Annotated in this window: 10 protein-coding genes; 6 read left to right on the top strand and 4 right to left on the bottom strand. The window is 46.3% G+C overall.

Features of this window, described 5'->3' with window-relative positions:
• Positions 1–125: 125 nt before the first annotated feature.
• Both ABZR88_RS13060 and ABZR88_RS13055 read right to left on the bottom strand, forming a co-directional pair.
• Positions 126–1325 carry a UxaA family hydrolase gene (locus ABZR88_RS13060; RefSeq protein WP_107826908.1) on the bottom strand — a complete coding sequence of 400 codons (1200 nt, stop codon included), beginning with the start codon at positions 1323–1325 and terminating at the stop codon, positions 126–128.
• Positions 1325–1615: a UxaA family hydrolase gene (locus ABZR88_RS13055; RefSeq protein WP_107826909.1), complete on the bottom strand. Its 291-nt coding sequence runs from the start codon at positions 1613–1615 to the stop codon at positions 1325–1327. The genes ABZR88_RS13060 and ABZR88_RS13055 overlap by 1 nt, the downstream gene beginning before the upstream one ends.
• Before the next feature lie 370 nt (positions 1616–1985).
• On the opposite strand from ABZR88_RS13055, the gene ABZR88_RS13050 reads away from it, so the two are divergent.
• From ABZR88_RS13050 to ABZR88_RS13025, 6 genes are all read left to right on the top strand, one after another.
• On the top strand, positions 1986–2993 hold the full coding sequence (locus ABZR88_RS13050; RefSeq protein WP_107826910.1) for a GntR family transcriptional regulator: 1008 nt from the start codon (positions 1986–1988) through the stop codon (positions 2991–2993).
• An 8-nt stretch (positions 2994–3001) separates the two neighbouring features.
• The gene (locus ABZR88_RS13045; RefSeq protein ID WP_107826911.1) at positions 3002–4129 is read left to right on the top strand and encodes an enolase C-terminal domain-like protein; all 1128 of its coding nucleotides are present in this window, start codon (positions 3002–3004) and stop codon (positions 4127–4129) included.
• On the top strand, positions 4129–5541 hold the full coding sequence (gene uxaC / locus ABZR88_RS13040) for a glucuronate isomerase (RefSeq protein WP_107826912.1): 1413 nt from the start codon (positions 4129–4131) through the stop codon (positions 5539–5541). Before ABZR88_RS13045 ends, uxaC begins: the two co-directional genes overlap by 1 nt.
• A gap of 8 nt (positions 5542–5549) precedes the next feature.
• Positions 5550–6242 (top strand): RraA family protein, encoded by a 693-nt coding sequence (locus tag ABZR88_RS13035; protein WP_107826913.1) that lies wholly within the window; start codon positions 5550–5552, stop codon positions 6240–6242.
• Positions 6243–6255: 13 nt separating this feature from the next.
• Positions 6256–7014 (top strand): SDR family NAD(P)-dependent oxidoreductase, encoded by a 759-nt coding sequence (locus ABZR88_RS13030; RefSeq protein ID WP_107826914.1) that lies wholly within the window; start codon positions 6256–6258, stop codon positions 7012–7014.
• 144 nt (positions 7015–7158) lie between these two features.
• Positions 7159–8418: an MFS transporter gene (locus ABZR88_RS13025; protein ID WP_211309742.1), complete on the top strand. Its 1260-nt coding sequence runs from the start codon at positions 7159–7161 to the stop codon at positions 8416–8418.
• 375 nt (positions 8419–8793) lie between these two features.
• On the opposite strand, the gene ABZR88_RS13020 is transcribed toward ABZR88_RS13025, so the two are convergent.
• Both ABZR88_RS13020 and ABZR88_RS13015 read right to left on the bottom strand, forming a co-directional pair.
• On the bottom strand, positions 8794–9492 hold the full coding sequence (locus ABZR88_RS13020) for a hypothetical protein (RefSeq protein ID WP_146166464.1): 699 nt from the start codon (positions 9490–9492) through the stop codon (positions 8794–8796).
• Entirely contained in the window at positions 9489–16382 is a 6894-nt protein-coding gene (locus ABZR88_RS13015; RefSeq protein WP_107826917.1) for an FG-GAP-like repeat-containing protein, read from the bottom strand. The genes ABZR88_RS13020 and ABZR88_RS13015 overlap by 4 nt, the downstream gene beginning before the upstream one ends.
• Positions 16383–16754: the final 372 nt, after the last annotated feature.

Genomic DNA, 16754 nt, shown 5'->3' with positions numbered 1-16754 from the left:
AATTAGTCTTTACTAACAGTGCTTTATCTTTATAGTTAGATATTGATTGGTAACAACCGAATATAATACCCCAGGGCACAGATTAGTATGAAAATAACCACCGAACACAGTTTATTATACGATTATCAAGCCGGAAGGCAGGCAGGCCCTACTGGCTCGAAGCTTTTATAGGATAAAACAAACTCACGATGTCCCAACGCTTCCGAACAAGTGGGTTCTCCGGCCATTGTGTCTCTTATTTTTCCAATGATATCGTCTGCCAGCTCATCCAGTGAAATGTTTTCTGTCAGTATCCGCCCTGCATTAATGTCCATGTCGTCTTTTAGCCGATCATAAGTTTCTGGGTTTGCGCATATTTTAATTACCGGCGATATGGCCGAACCTACTACAGAACCGCGACCTGTAGTAAACAATATGATGTGGCAACCACAGGCCATCAACTCAGATATCTCTGCACTGTCATTAATGTTCGGAAATCCAAAACGAGGCTCTCCATCTGGTACCACATCCAGCAGATAAAGACCCGGCTTGCGCGGAATATCCCCGGGCTTTAGCAGTCCGCTTATCGGGGATTGGCCGCTTTTAGAATAAGCACCCATCGATTTTTCTTCGATGGTAGACAGGCCGCCATCTGCGTTTCCGGGGGCAAAGCTGCCATGCCCCATAATGGTGTAATAACGCGCGGCTTTATTTACCGAGTTGCCAAGTTCAACAGCCAGTTCGGGGGTAGCTGCGCGCTGGGCCATATGGTTTTCAAGCCCAATCATTTCGCCTGTTTCTTCAAACATGGTAGTGGCACCGTATGTCACCAGCTTATCAAATGCCCTGCCTACGCCGGGATTTGCGGTGATACCGCTGGTGGCATCAGAGCCGCCGCAAATGGTACCAACAATAAGGTCCTTAAAATCTATAGGCACTTTTGGCGTCTGCTGTAGTACCGGCAAAACACTATTTACCCATTCACAACCCTGGGCGATGGAAGATCTGGTACCGCCTTCCTGTTGAATGATAATGGTATGCACCGATCGCCCGGAGTTCTCAATCTGCTTGGCAAGCCCCCGTTTATTAAAACTTTCGCAGCCCAGAGAAAGCAGGAGCACCGCGCCAACATTAGGGTGAACGCAGAGTGCGTTCATAACCCGATCTGCGTGTGTATTTGGGTAACAGCCACTAAACCCGATGACATGAACCGGCTGCCCCCTAAAATGAGAGGCAATCTCGTCAGCTACAAAGTGGGCACATTCAACCAGGTAAGCAATTACTAAAATGTTGCGTATGCCCTTGCGTCCGTCAGAGCGCAGATATCCGGTTATTTCCTGGTTCATTAGTCTATCAGATAAGTGGGGATGTAATTGCTTTCTATATTATGGGTATGCACATGGCTGCCGAAGGGGATATACTCGGTTGCTTTGCCGATAGGTACACCGTACTTAAAAATAATTTCCCCGCGGGCAATATCCTTACAGGCCAGTTTATGTCCAATCCCCACCGTTACCGCTATTACTACAGGTTTGTTCATAATCAATATAGTGCTGCCCTCCATCAAGGTTTTCTTACAGGCCACCACATTATCCGAAGCATGTAAATGAATGGTATTGCTGTCCTTCTCTGTCATTGCTGTTATAGCTTAAGCGTGTTCATCTAAAGTATTATCAAATTTAAGCATCCGGAAATAATATAGCATAGCGTAGTGCATTGGCAACTGGTTTAAATCGAAGCAGGATTTTCATCCTGCTAATAGATCAATTGTTCTGGTTGATTATCAGTAAGGAAAATCATTTCAGGGTGCCTTTTTTTACTGATTTGTTCAGAAAAAATAAAATTATTTCAAAAGTGTAGTATAGTGTAGTATAGTTAACTCGTCCTTCATATTTTTACGATGCCCGGTTGTAAAAGAAACCGGTTGCGCCTTTCAAGGTTGCTTTAAACCTAAGTAAAATAAGCGCGCCTAAAAGTCTGGGCAATGCTTATGCTCATATTAACGTATGTCACCTATCATATTAGATTCTTCATCCGGTAAACCGAAATATCAACAGATTATTAGTTCTGTAATGGATGCTATTGATAATGGCGAACTGAGGATTGGTGATAAAATTGCGTCTGTTAATGAAGTAGCTGAAAGTACGGGTGTTGCCAGGAAAACCGTAGTTCAGGCCTTTGAGCATCTCAAACAGGCTGGCCTCATTACCTCTGTACAGTACAAAGGCTATTTCGTAGCCAGTCATAAAACGGATCTGCGGCATAACATCTTTGTGCTGTTTAATAACCTAACCGCCTACAAAGAGGAGATCTACGAGAGTATTAAAGATGCACTTGCTGATAAAGGAGTAGTTGATATTTACTTCCATCATGACAATGCAGACGTTTTTAATACCCTTATTGAAAAGAGTGCGGGCAAATACACGGCTTATGTTATCATGCCGGTATCAGGCAAAGGCGCCAAAACATCGTTAGACATCTTACCTCAGGATAAAGTTTATATCCTTGACATTGGCTACGCTGATTGGGGGAAAAAATACCCCTCGGTTTGTCAGTATTTCGAAATGGATATCTATGATATGCTGACCGAAATACTCGTGAAAATCAGGAAGTACCAAAGGCTGGTACTGGTATCGGGTAACCCATCGCGCTATAACGCCATTTATACACAAAAAGGGTTTATGGCATTTTGTGCAGCATATGGTTTCGCCTTTGAAATTATAGAGCATGTGGCCACCCGCGTACCACAAAGTGACGAATTGTATATCGTGGTTGAAGACGCCGACCTGGTTCAATTGGTCAAAGCTGTGCGTGCGGCTAACCTTCGCCCGGGTAAAAACATGGGTATTATTTCTTATAACGAGTATCCGCTTAAAGAGCTGATTGGCGAGGGAATTGCTACAATTTCCACAAACTTCGGGGAGATGGGGCGCAATATTACAGACCTTATTCTTAATCGCTCAAAAGCACAGATCCGCAACCAATTCAGACTCATAGACCGTAAATCATTTTAAACAAGACAATGCAGGACCATATTATTAAAAAAGTAGAAACCTGGTTGGTAAAACGTAATCTCCCGCTGTTTGACAATGCCCGTCAGGGTCGTTCGCCAATGCCGTGGGATATTGTAATAGTTCGGCTTACTACTGATACCGGCCTGGTGAGCGAAGTCAGTGCGATGGCTCCACGCTCGGGCAATGTAACGCAGAGTTATATTACCGATAACATTATTCCCGTCATCATCGATCGTAGTATTTATGAGCGTGAGGCCATCTGGCAGGAGTTCTGGACGATAGACCGGCACATCACCTTCTTCCCGGTATACCTGCCTGGCCCTATTGATGTAGCGCTGTGGGATCTGGCTGCCAAAGCTGCTAACCTGCCATTGTACAAATATTTGGGTGCTTACCGCACCTCGCTTCCTGTTTACGCCAGCAGCCTGTTTCATCAAACAGTTGACGAATATGTGGTAGAGGCCAAACATTATGCCTCTAAAGGTATTAATGCCTACAAGCCGCATCCGCCAGGCGGCTGGAAAATGGATATGGATGTGCACCAGGCCCTGCGCGATGAACTAGGCCCTGATGCCGTGCTGATGACTGACCCTGTAGCCGAATATACTTTAGAGCAGGCTATTAAAGTGGGCCGCCATCTGGAAAAACTGGATTACTACTGGTTTGAAGAACCCTTCCGCGATTTTGAATTGCGCAAATATGCTCAGCTCGCTGCGGCGCTGGATATACCCATTGCCGGTACAGAAACTACCCGTGGCGCGCACTGGGGTGTGGCACAGGCTATCCAGCAACAGGCTGTAGATATTGTACGTGCCGATGTGTCATGGAAGCACGGCATCACCGGTACGCTCAAAATTGCGCACCTGGCCGAGGCTTTTGGTATGCAATGCGAAATCCATACTACTACTACAGGCCCGCTCGAAATGGCTAACCTGCATATAAGCTGCGCTATCCGTAATTGCGAATATTTTGAACTTTTTATACCCGAGGATGTGTTTCAGTTCCCGATGAAAACACCGCTGCCGATTGACGATAAAGGGATGATCCACGTACCCGAAACGCCGGGGATAGGGGCGGAGCTGGATTGGGATCAGATTGAAAACAATTGTACATCTTATAAAGTCACTACCGCCTGATGCAAATTGAAAACCCCATAGTTCATCCAGATTTTCTGTTGCAGAGCGACGTAGCGAGAGAGCTTTACCATGATTATGCAGCAAAAATTCCTATTATAGATTACCACTGCCATCTTCCACCGGCTGATATTGCGCTGGATCGCCGTTTTGAAAACCTCTCGCAGATTTGGCTGGAAGGCGATCATTACAAATGGCGTGCTATGCGCACCCACGGTATTGATGAGCATTATTGTACCGGAGCGGCCTCCGATAAGGAGAAGTTTAACAAATGGGCAGAAACCGTGCCTTACACATTGCGCAATCCGCTGTATCATTGGACGCACCTCGAACTTAAATATCCGTTTGGCATTACAGAGATACTCAATGCAGCCTCCGGCGATCGTATTTATCAGAAAGGAACCGAATTGCTGCAAAGCGAAGGCTTTAGCGTGCGTGGGTTGTTGCATAAATTTAATGTCAAAACCGTTTGCACTACCGAGGACCCGATTGATACGCTTGAGCATCATGCCGCTATTCAGGCTGATGGCTTTGGGGTAAAAGTATCCACCGCCTGGCGGCCCGATAATGCCATTGCCGTACAAAACGTACAGAAATTCAACGTTTATATAGATAAACTGGCGACTAGTTGTAATAAAAACATTGCCACGTTTGACGATTACCTGCAGGCCCTGCATCAGCGGCACGAGTTTTTCCATAGCATGGGCTGCCGGTTGTCAGACCACGGGTTGGACGGACCTTTCCCCGTTACGGCTTATACCGATGCAGAGATCAAATCAATCTTCGGGAAATTAAGAACCGGTCAGGCTGTTTCACCGATGGAAGAACAAATGTTTGCTGCCTGCATGTTGTATAACTTCGCTGTGATGGACTTTGAAAAAGGCTGGGTGCAGCAGTACCACGTGGGCGCAATCCGCAACGTAAACCTCAAAGCCATCAGAGAGATTGGGGAAGCCAAAGGGTTTGATTCTATTCATGATTTTAGTTATGCCGCATCTATGGGCGCGTTTTTTAATCGTCTGGAAGAAGAAAGCAAGCTGGCCAAAACCATTCTGTATAACCTCAACCCACGCGATAATGAGATGATTGCTACTATGATTGGCAATTTTCAGAACGGCAAGGTGGTGAGCCGTTTTCAGTACGGCTCCGGCTGGTGGTTTCTGGATCAGAAAGACGGGATGGAAAAACAGCTTAATGCCCTCTCTAATATGGGCCTGCTGTTCCATTTTGTAGGGATGGTAACTGATTCGCGCAGCTTTCTGTCGTACTCGCGCCACGAATATTTTCGCCGTATTCTGTGTAACCTGCTGGGGCGCGATGTGGTGAACGGCGAGATACCTAAAGACATGAAACTGCTGGCGCAGATGGTAGAAGCCATTTGCTACAATAACGCAAACGATTACTTTGACTTTTAATATCAAAAATGAAACTCTGGAATAACGACAACGAACTTTTTGAGATTGCCAAAAAGGAATTATTTACCGCCCTTGTAGGCGACGTGCTGGATAAACTGGGTTACTTGCACCAGTTTGTATCACCCGATATCAAGCCGCTGCGTGCCGATATGGTAGTTATTGGCCGCGCCATGCCTGTGCTGGAGGCTGACGTGTTTTGCGAAGTGGCGCCCGATGCTCACCTGCCGTTAATGAAACAACCGTTCGGACTGATGTTCGAGGCCCTGGATCAATTGCAGGAAAACGAGGTTTACATCTGTTCAGGCTCTTCTCCACGTTATGCCTTGTGGGGCGGCTTAATGAGCACCCGTGCGCTGAAACTGAAAGCGGCCGGCGCCGTAATGGATGGTTACTCGCGCGATACGCCGGAGATTCTCCGCCTTAATTTTCCTACTTTTTCCAAAGGCAGCTACGCGCAGGACCAGGGTCCACGCGGTAAGGTGCTTGACTATCGCGTGCCCATTGAGTTCAATGGGGTGTTAGTACGCCCCGGCGATATTGTATATGGCGATGTGGACGGCCTGCTCATCATTCCAAAAGAAGCGGAAGAGGCGGCCTTTGCCGGGGCGATTGAAAAAGCCCGCGGTGAAAAGCATGTGCAGAAAGCGCTGGAAGAAGGTATGAGCACCGTTGATGCTTTCAAAAAGTTTGGCATTATGTAATTGATAAAGTGATATGATAGATATTTTAAATATAAACGGGCGTGTAGCGTTAGTTACCGGCGGCGGTACCGGGATCGGGTTCGGCATCGCCCAGTCATTCGCGGCGGCTGGCGCAACGGTAGTTATTACGGGCCGTCGTGAGGATGTTTTACAGGAAGCAGTGGCGCAGATTGGCAACGGTGCACGTTATTACGTGCAGGATATATCGAAGCAAACCGAACTCCCGGCATTTGTAGAGCGTCTGGAAAAGGAAGTTGGCCCCATAGATATACTGGTAAACAATGCTGGGCAGCACCTCAAAAAGTTTATGAGAGATACCACCGACCAGGAGTTTTTAGCCTTGCTGCAGGTGCATCTGCTCAGCGTTTTCAGTCTGTCGCGCGAGGTAGCTAACCGCATGTCGGCACGCAAACGTGGTAGTATTTTACTCATCAGCTCCATGTCTGCCGTTATGGGGATGACACAGGTGGTTGCCTATACCACCGCCAAAACCGCCCTGATTGGCCTGATGCGCGCCATGATGGCCGAGTACAGTGCCGATAATGTGCGGGTAAATGCGATAGCGCCGGGCTGGATCGAGTCTGACATGATGTTCAAGGCTATCAATGCCGACGAGCAACGCAAGAACAAGATTATGAGCCGTATACCCTTCAACCGTTTCGGCAAACCTAAAGACATTGGCAACGCCGCACTGTTCCTTGCATCGGATGCCGCCGAATATATTACCGGCGTTTTTCTGCCGATAGATGGCGGTGCTGCCGGCGGGTTCTGATCCTGTAGCCAAACACAGCGCCGTACCCCTGGTACGGCGCTTAATACCCACCGGCAAGTGCCGGTACCAATTATAAAAAACCTTTAAGATGTCTTGCCGCCCTGGCAAGCCAATCTTTATAAACTGATAATACCCATGCTGACGATGACTGAACGTACAGGCCTGACAGATAATGGCCATAAGTATCGCTGGAAAATATGCGTACTGCTGTTTTTTGCCACCTCCATCAATTACCTTGACAGGCAGGTGCTGGGCATTTTGGCCCCAGAGTTAACGCGCATGTTCAAATGGTCGGAGGCCGATTATGGGATCATCATCTCTGCGTTTAAATGGGCTTATGCCATTGGCTTGTTGTGCGCCGGGGCTATACTGGATAAGATAGGCACTAAAAAAGGCTTCACCATCTTTATTAGTATCTGGAGCGTGGTATCTATGCTGCATGCGGCGGCACGCTCGCTTATGGGTTTTATCGTCGCGCGCTTTGCCCTGGGTATTGGCGAGGCCGGTAACTTTCCGGCTTGTATCAAAACGGTTGCGGGCTGGTTTCCGGTAAAAGAGCGTGCTTTTGCTACAGGCCTGTTTAACAGCGGTTCGAATATTGGTGCCATTATTGCACCGCTGCTCATTCCGTGGTTATTTATCAAGTGGGGGTGGCAATGGGCATTTTTAGTTACCGGTTTGCTAGGTCTCATTTGGCTGGCCTTTTGGCTGGCTGTTTATCGTAAGCCGGATGAGCACCCTGGCTTACACCCGGATGAACGCAGCTATATCCTTGCCGACAGACCCACTGCTACGCAAGAAAAGGTGCCCTTCCGCTTATTACTAAAAGACCGCCGCGTATGGATCATCTGTCTGTGTCGCTTTCTTACCGACCCGGTATGGTGGTTCTTTTTATACTGGCTGCCCAAGTTTCTCAGCGCACGTTTTCATATCGAACTGTTGGATGTGGCGGCGCCTATAATTGCCATTTATGTAATTTCAGATCTGGGCAGCATCGCCGGCGGGTGGTATTCATCATGGCAAATTAAACACGGGCATTCGGTGGATAGCGCACGTAAGCGCACCATACTAATTTGCGGTTTAATGGCATTGCCGGTCACTTTTGCGGCCGTCACCAATCATTTGTGGGTGGCCGTTGGCTTTATTTCATTGGCAACAGCCGCACATCAGGCCTGGGCGGCTAATATTTATACTATCGTGAGCGATATATTTCCACAAAATAAGGTAGGCACGCTTACCGGGCTGGCAGGTACTTTCGGTGCAGTAGGTGGTGCATTGGGGGCACTTATTGTGGGTATCATTCTGCAAGTCAGTCATTCTTATATTCCTATTTTTATTTCTTTTAGCAGTATGTACCTGGTCGCCTGGTTCCTGCTCAGAGTATTTGTTAAAATAGAAACCTAAACCATGCCGGTTTAATGGAGACTGTGGTTATTCATTAAACTGGTCGACTGAGGTTGCAGTGGAACCAGTCTCCGGGACTATCAGTATTTTGTGTTTTATGGGTTTTGTCGATTTTGAACCGGTTTGTGTTTTGTAACTAGTTGTTTTATAGTTTTTTATGCTTTAAGTGCTTCAAGCCTGACCTTGAGCTGGTATAAAAACAAATGCATTAACTAATTGAGAATCAATTTTTTTGTTTTATAGCGTTCTGCGCAATCGAAATGTCGAAATCCGGCTTTCAACGCATCTTTAGTGGCTGTAATGTTTAGCGTTGGGCCGGAAATCAGGGTACCGAACCCTAATCTTTTGCGGTTTGCAGGTCCAGGGGATTTTTTGCTATTTTGTTTTAAACTGAAAAGTATCCGAAGATGATGTATTGCCATTTGCATCCTTAGTAACAATACGCCAATAATATAAGGTACCGGTAGATAATGGGATGTTGTTAAGAAACACATCGGTTACGTTACTCTTAAAAAGCGGGGGAGAGGCGATTGTACCAAAGTAAACATCATATCCAACTATATTATTATCTGTACTGGTGCCTTTCCAAATCAAATTGGTTGTTTGGCCGGATACGGTTACCCCATATTCGGGCGATACAGCATCGGCAGGGAAAGGAGCATAATAAACAATCCCCAAACCAGCACTGTAAAACTTAAATACATCACTTTGGGCTGTTGTAGTAGTTTTTGATGATTTGGATACCACATACCAGGAGTAAGGAGCGTTCCTGTCAAGTGTTATTTGTACTTGTGGAGAAACGGTGGTTTGTTGCGCGGTGGTATTGGTAATCAGGTTTTTAATTACAATATCATAACTTTCGGCGTTAGTGGCTGCAGTCCAGCTAAATGCTATGCTGCTTTGTGTGGTTGATATTACAGTACCGGTAGTACACACAGAATTGGCAATAGGGAGCAGTAAATTACTTTTTTCCGGCGGTGGCGCTAAGGCAGCCACATTCTGTGTGTCATCTTTTTTGCTGCTACACGCGGCAAACAGCAACGTGGCGAGCATGCATATTAAAAGCTTTCTCATTTCCTTGCTATCTTAAAAAATTTTGTACCATTATCAGTGCTCATTTGCAATGAATATACCCCCGACATTGTTATTTTACTCAAATTAAGTTGAATCGTGCCGGCTGGCTCATTAAATTTCTTTTGATAAATCAACTGACCGTAAATAGTAAATATCTTCACCTCGGCTGTATGCGTTTTTTCAAATCCCATGTTAATGTTCAGTACTTCTGTAAAAGGATTGGGGTAGGGAAGTATTTGGTCGGCAATATCAATAACGCGTTCAAATAAGCCTTGGCAGGCTTTATCTGTAGTTACTATCAGTTTGTTAGCTCCTGCCGCCAGCGGCAGGGTAATCAGGCTGTCGGTTGATGTAGCAACAATGCCGTTTAATTGAACCTGATAAGTTGTTCCGCCCTTTAGTGCAAGGCTGATACTGTGCCTGTCTGGGTTTACCGTTGCATATACCGATAAATCTTTAGGTTCGGTAATTACCAGGGTATAACATTTCTGGTAATTGGGTTGCCCGGCTAGGGTAATGCACACATTATAACTGCCTGGCAATAAATTGTTAAAAGTTGTGGAGGTGGTAAATGGCAATTGAGTATTTACATTACTACCGGTTAGGGTTGCTGTGTAATTATAGGTGGCCTTGTTGGCTGTTATGGTGATGGAGCCATTGTTTGCTCCGCGGCAGGTAACACTGTTAGATGACACCAGGAAATTATTTACCGGTAAGGTAAACGGATTAACCTTAATGTTTACTGTAGCAGTGCTTGCTCCATTTTTCGTATAAGCTGTAACAAAAAAATCTGTTGCCGGGAAAACCTGGGTGGGCGTACCGCTAATGATGCCCGTGGTGGCTTCAAAAGTTAATCCGGCCGGCAAAGCAGGCGTAATGGCGTAACCACTAAGTGATACCTTTTTTATTTGTGGACCGGACTGCTCTACAATAAGCGCATTGCCTGCGTTGTCCAGGATAACGGATACTGGGAAGTTGAAGTTATTAGCAACCGTGCTTACCATTCCATCCTGGGTTATTTTACGCATTCGGTTGTTCAGTATATCCATCACATAAACGTTTCCTAAATCATCTACGGTTACGGCCCAGGGCGCATTAAATGCTGCTTCTGTTGCCTTGCCATCGGCAAAGCCTTGTTTGCCGCTACCCGCAAACGTAGATACTGTGCCGGCAGGGGTTATTTTACGTATAAGGTTATTTGCACCATCGGCAACATATACATTTCCAAAAATGTCCACACAAACCCCCATCGGCTGATGAAAGCTTGCCGCCATGCCGGTTCCATTGGCATTGCCATATACTGTATTGCCGGCCAGGGTGGTCACGGTACCATCTGGCGTGATTTTGCGAATCATGTGGTTGCTTACATCAGCTACATAAACAGCCCCATCCGGTCCAACGGCTAAGCCTCTTGGACCGTTAAAGCTGGCTAATTGACCCTTGCCGTCTGCAGAACCGGCTACGCCACTTCCGGCAAAGAGGCTTACAACGCCTTGCGGTGTTATCTTTTTTATTACATTATCATACCCTAACGCCACATAAAGATTGCCTGATGCATCGGCAGTAATACCTGTCAGCATAAAATAGCCGCTGGTATTAGAGGTGCCCAGCGCGCTATTGGCAACAAAAGTGCTTACAAGGCCACCAGGAGTAACTTTTCTGATAGATGAAGGGTTATTATTATCAGCTACATAAAAATTCCCGTCAGGAGTCATTGCAATGGCCAGCGGGTCGGTAAATGCTGCTGCGCTACCCTGCCCTTCAGCATATCCCGGAAAGCCGCTACCGGCCAATACTGATACATTTCCATAGGTTGCTAAGGGTACTTCACTTCCGGTATTTAGCGGGGTAAGCGGTGTAATTGGCGTGGCCACAGTGTAGGTTTGCGCATTGCCGTAACTAATATTTGCAGGCGGCGTAGTTACTTTAACAAATCCGTTTTGAGATGAGCTTGTGCCATTGGGCGTAGTAACTGAAATATAACCGGTTGAGCCAGCTCCAACAACGGCTGTAATGCTGGTAGACGAATTGATAACGAATGAGGTAGCGGGTGTACCGCCAAAACTAACCGAAGTGGCGTCGGTGAAGCCCTCGCCCGTAATGGTTACCGAACCACCGGTTGCTGCGCTGGCGGGCGAGAATGAATCAATTTTTGGTCCGGTAAAGGAAAAACCGGCCAGGGTTGCCGTGCCGCTTGGCGTGGTAACGGCTATATTGCCGGTTGTACCTGTGGCAACCGTGGCTAATATGCTGGTAGATGATTGTACGGTAAAATCTGTAGCTGCCATGCCGCCAAAGCTTACTGTGGTGGTGCCTGTAAAGTTTGTTCCAGTAATGGTAACCTTTGCGCCAATGCCTGCGCTGGTGGGCGTAAAGGAGGTGATTGTTGGCGGTGCCGATAATGATACCGCAATGTTAACTTTACAAGTGCTGCTGCCGCTGCCATTGTATGCTGTGATGGTGTAGTCGGTAGCTGTGGCTGCTGCGGTTGGTGTTCCGCTGATTGTGCCGTCTTCATTCAACACCATGCCATCAGGCAAGGCAGGACTAATGGCATAGCCTGTGATGATTATTTTGCGTATCTGCTGATTGCCATCGCACACATATAAGTTGCCCATAGCATCGGGGCAAAGGCCGCCCGTGTACGAAAAGCTGGAGGCGGTACCAATGCCGTCAGCATAACCATCTTTGCCATTTCCGGCTAAGGTAGTTACCATGCCATCGGGCGCCATTTTTCGGATAATAAATGACCAGGAGTCTGAAATATAAGCATTGCCCGCCTGGTCTAAAGCCATAGCGACCGGATCGGTAAACGTAGCATTTGTGCCTACGCCATCGCGACTGCCGTATGGGGCATTGCTGTTACCGGCCAGCGTAGACAAGGTTCCGTCTGGCATTATCTTCCTGATTAGCCTTGCATTATAGTCAGTTACCCAGATATTTCCATTGGCATCAGCAGCCAGGCCAGCGGGTGATAGACTATTGTTGGCTCCTGATGAACTTGGGGTGGCCAACACGTTGGTTGTTCCGTCAGGCATAATTTTTAAAACATCTTTATCCTGAGATTGGCTGGTGTACAGGTTGTTTTGCAGGTCGGTTGTAAAGGCATTAGATTGGTGTAGTATGTTATTGCCCTGGGCAAATGTTGTAACTCCTGAGTTGGGCGTGATTTTACGAATAGTGTTGCTGTTGTTGTCAAACACATACATATTACCTGTAACATCCATGGCTATAGTATATGGCGAACCAAAAGTGGCAGTAGCCCGGGGGCCGTCATCATGCCCGGCCTTTTTTGTGCCTGCATAGGTGGTAACGGTACCATCGGGTGTCACCTTCCTGATAGCATTGTTTCCCTGGTCTACCACAAACAAATTGCCGTCATAGTCAATTGTTAGATTTGCCGGGTTATTAAAACTGGCCAGGGTGCCCACCGCGTCAACGGCGCCGGGGCTGCGGCTGCCTGCCAGGGTGGTAACTTTACCATACAGGCCGTTAGGGATCACCCCGCCTTTGTTTATTGTTTTTATAGGTGTAATAGCCTTGCCTGTAATATACCCATAACTTTGATCGCCCGAGATGCTGATAGTGGGCAGCGGGTACTTAAATCCGCCCAGGGCGCCAGTACCACTCGCTGCGGTTACAGTAACAGTGCCGGTACCACCTGTGCCAATAACTGCCTGTATAGTGGTGGCAGACGTTACGGTAAATGATGCCGCAGGTACGCCTCCAAACCTCACTGCGGTAACTCCGTTAAAACCGGTGCCGGTAATCGTCACTTTCTCGCCTGTGGCTGCCGCAGATGGGCTGAAACTGGTAACTACAGGCGGTGGAATAAATGTGAAGCCTTTGGCTGTGTATTTACCGTCGGCAGTTATGATAACGATATCACCGGATGGGTTCCCCAATGAAACAACCGCTTGAATGGTATCTGCTGATACTACCTTGAAGCTGGTAACAGGTACCCCGCCAAAAGTAAGTGATTTGGTGCCGGTAAAATAGCTGCCAATCAGAGTTACTACTGCATCTGTAGCTGCTGATGCAGGCGTAAATGAGGAGATGACGGGTGGATTGTGCAAAGGGTCGCCAATATAGCCCATCAATGAAATACTGCTTTGGTCTGTGGCAATAATATCGGGTTTGCCATCGCCGTTCATATCGGCTATGTTGATGGAGTAGGGCGATGCTGTAACCGGCAGGTTTATCTTGGGCGAAAAAGAATCGGTACTGAAACTTCCGTTTACAGCCGTATTACGCATAATTCCAACTGTATTTTGGTCGCCAAAAACCAGATCGGGCTTGCCATCGCCGTCCATATCGGCTACATTAAGTACATAGCTACCATTAACGCTATAGGTAGCAGGCAGAACAACGGCATTATCAAAGCTTAAGCTTCCTTTTACAGACGTGTTGCGGACCAGTGTAATAACGCTGGTTGAGTACATTGATATCACATCGAGCTTGCCATCGCCGTCTATATCGGCTACCTTGGCCAAACCTCCTGTACCTGATATACGTGCCGGTATGGCAGTAAAATTAATGGCACCGGGGATAGAGGTATTAAGAAAGGCTGCCATGCCGCCGTTTTCAGTAAATACCATATCAAGTTTGCCATCACCGTCCATATCAGCCGCATTTAAGCTTGAGGGGCTGGCAACGCCTTTTAAGGTGATAGACTCTGCAAATGTCATTGTACCTATGTTACCTGTAGTTGGGGTGGTGTTGCGGTAAAAAACAATATCATTAGGGCGTATAAATGCAAAATCTGTTTTACCATCGTTATCAAAATCGCCGGTAACCATATCGGTCATAGATGAAAATGCTTCGTGGCTGTATGACTGTACAAATGATACCGAGCCTGGTTTAGACGTGTTGAGTAATAAGACTAATTTGCTGCTGGAGTTGCCTACGATGTATAGAATATCGGGCTTGCCATCATTGTTCATGTCGGCTATCCGCGTACAGAAGGGATGTTCTGAGGGCGCGTTGACATCAACTTTTGTTGCCAGGGATGTACTGGTTAAAGGTCCGCCTGTTGATTTATTAAGATATATTGATACGGCACCTGTGCCTGTATTGGCGTAAACAAGGTCAGGCTTGCCATCTCCGTCTATATCGGCCACCTGCTGGTTTGAAATGTAGTTGTTTGAAGGGATGTTTACCTGGGCCTGAAAATCTGACGGATAAATCTCTTTTTTTGTAGGATAAGTAGGCGTAAACCACTGTGAAGATATCGTTTGCAGGTGTGTAGCGGTGTTAACGACAGCAATAGGTTGAAAGGATGAGCCTGCCGGCACTTTAACAGTAAGCTGTGTTGCAGACGCTGCACTAACCGTTCCTTGTACGGGGCCAAAAAATACTACATTATTAGCGACAGTACCATTAAATCCGCTGCCGCTTATAGTAACTGTAGCGCCTACCTGACCGCTTAGCGGGCTGACCGATGTAACAACCGGCCCTGGCGGCGGGGGCGTTTGTGTATTGTTTCTGATAACGGCGAGTTGATTGATGCCATCGTTTACGAGAAAGTCGGTTTTGTTATCTCCGTCCAAATCGCATCCATTTAACACATTATAGCTTGCATTGCTTACACTCACCTTCATATCAAATATCAATGATGAGCCCGAGATATTGCGCCACAGGTTAATGCCGTTGCCACTAACCAGTATGTCGTTTTTGCCATCGCCATCAATATCTTGTATAAGTATCTGGCTTAGCAGGGGCGCTTCATTTGCAACAAACAAAGGTTGCTGGAAAGTTACGGGTTGGTTGGTAGCTGTATTGTTTTGATATACATATAGTTTGAAAGTTGTTTTATCTCCCGTTACCAGATCGGGTTTGCCATCGCCGTTAACATCGCCCAGATCAAACGCAGGCGCTCCTGTATACCGGGCGGCGCCGAGATTGAATGAGATATTACCTGGGGATGAATTATTGGTTAAAACAGCGATGGTTCCAATTTGGGTACCAGGGTCGGTATTGGTGGCAACAACGATATCTGGTTTGCCGTCGGCATTCAGATCGGCAATTCTCATAGTAACCGCTAATGCGATGGCGTCTGTGGTTACAGGTTTGTCAAAAGACAAAGTTGTGGAAGTACTGGTGTTGCGGAGTATGCTAATACTTTTATCACCTGTGTTTGCAATAATATCCGGCATGCCATCTCCATCAATATCAGCAACATCTATGGCATTACAATACTGTGCGCTTAAGGCGAAGTTTACCGGGTAGGCAAAACTAATTTTACCGCTAACAGATGTATTGATATGTACCTTAATTATATCGCTATATGTGGTCTTGATAATAATGTCCGGTTTGCCATCGCCATTTACGTCAGCAGCTCTCATTATTCCAAAATCATCATAATTATGGACGTATGAGGTGTCAAAAGTAAGCTTGCTTCCCTGTTGGGTACTGTTGTGTAGTAATAAAAGATTTTCATGCAGCTCGTCGGCTGTTACCACATCTGGTTTGCCATCGCTGTCAAAGTCAGCCATAACAATTGGGCTTACGTTTTTATAGGACAGCGTTTGAGACAGGTCAAAATCGCCCGAACTGACGTTACCATTGCCGGCAAATGTTATACTGAAAGGCAAAGAGGAATATGCAGTAAGATGCGTGACCGCATTAAGTACCGATATGGGTTTGTTGGTTGCGCTTTGCGGGACCGTTACGGTAAGCTGTGTTTTTGATGCCGATTTTACCACAGCTTTTACATAGCCGAAATAAACAATATTGTCTGTAGCGTTTGTGTTAAAATTGTCACCGTTGATAGTTATTTGTGAACCTATCCCAGCCGATAGGGGGCTAAACGATGAGATAATAGGTGTTTGAGCATCAACGGCGAAACAAAAAAATGGAAATATAAACAGCAGAAAGAGCTTGCGACACATTGTGAGTTAGGTTTTATTCAAATAGGTACTATTGAGAATTGTTATCAAATATAATTCATTCTCCAGCTGTTTTTACAACTAATACTTACTGCTAATTTAAAATTTAAGGTAACAATATGTTCAATAGCCATATTTCACTAAATCGTTGACGGAGAGCCATTATCGAAATAGCTTTCACAAGTAATGGTGATTTTAAGTGGACATCGAACCACAAAAAAGCTTGCCACACGTCCCTCTTCGCGCCTTATAGACTGATTCACAAAAAAGTCTAATCATTGTTTGTTAGATAGTAACTGACTGATGATGAGAGTTTTATTGTTATAAAAAAAGGAAACAACCACATGTGGTTGTTTCCTTCAGTATCGTTGGCCG

Origin of the sequence: Mucilaginibacter yixingensis (assembly GCF_041080815.1) — a bacterium.
Taxonomy (GTDB): Bacteria; Bacteroidota; Bacteroidia; order Sphingobacteriales; family Sphingobacteriaceae; genus Mucilaginibacter; species Mucilaginibacter yixingensis.
This window is presented reverse-complemented; position numbering and strand designations above follow the sequence as displayed.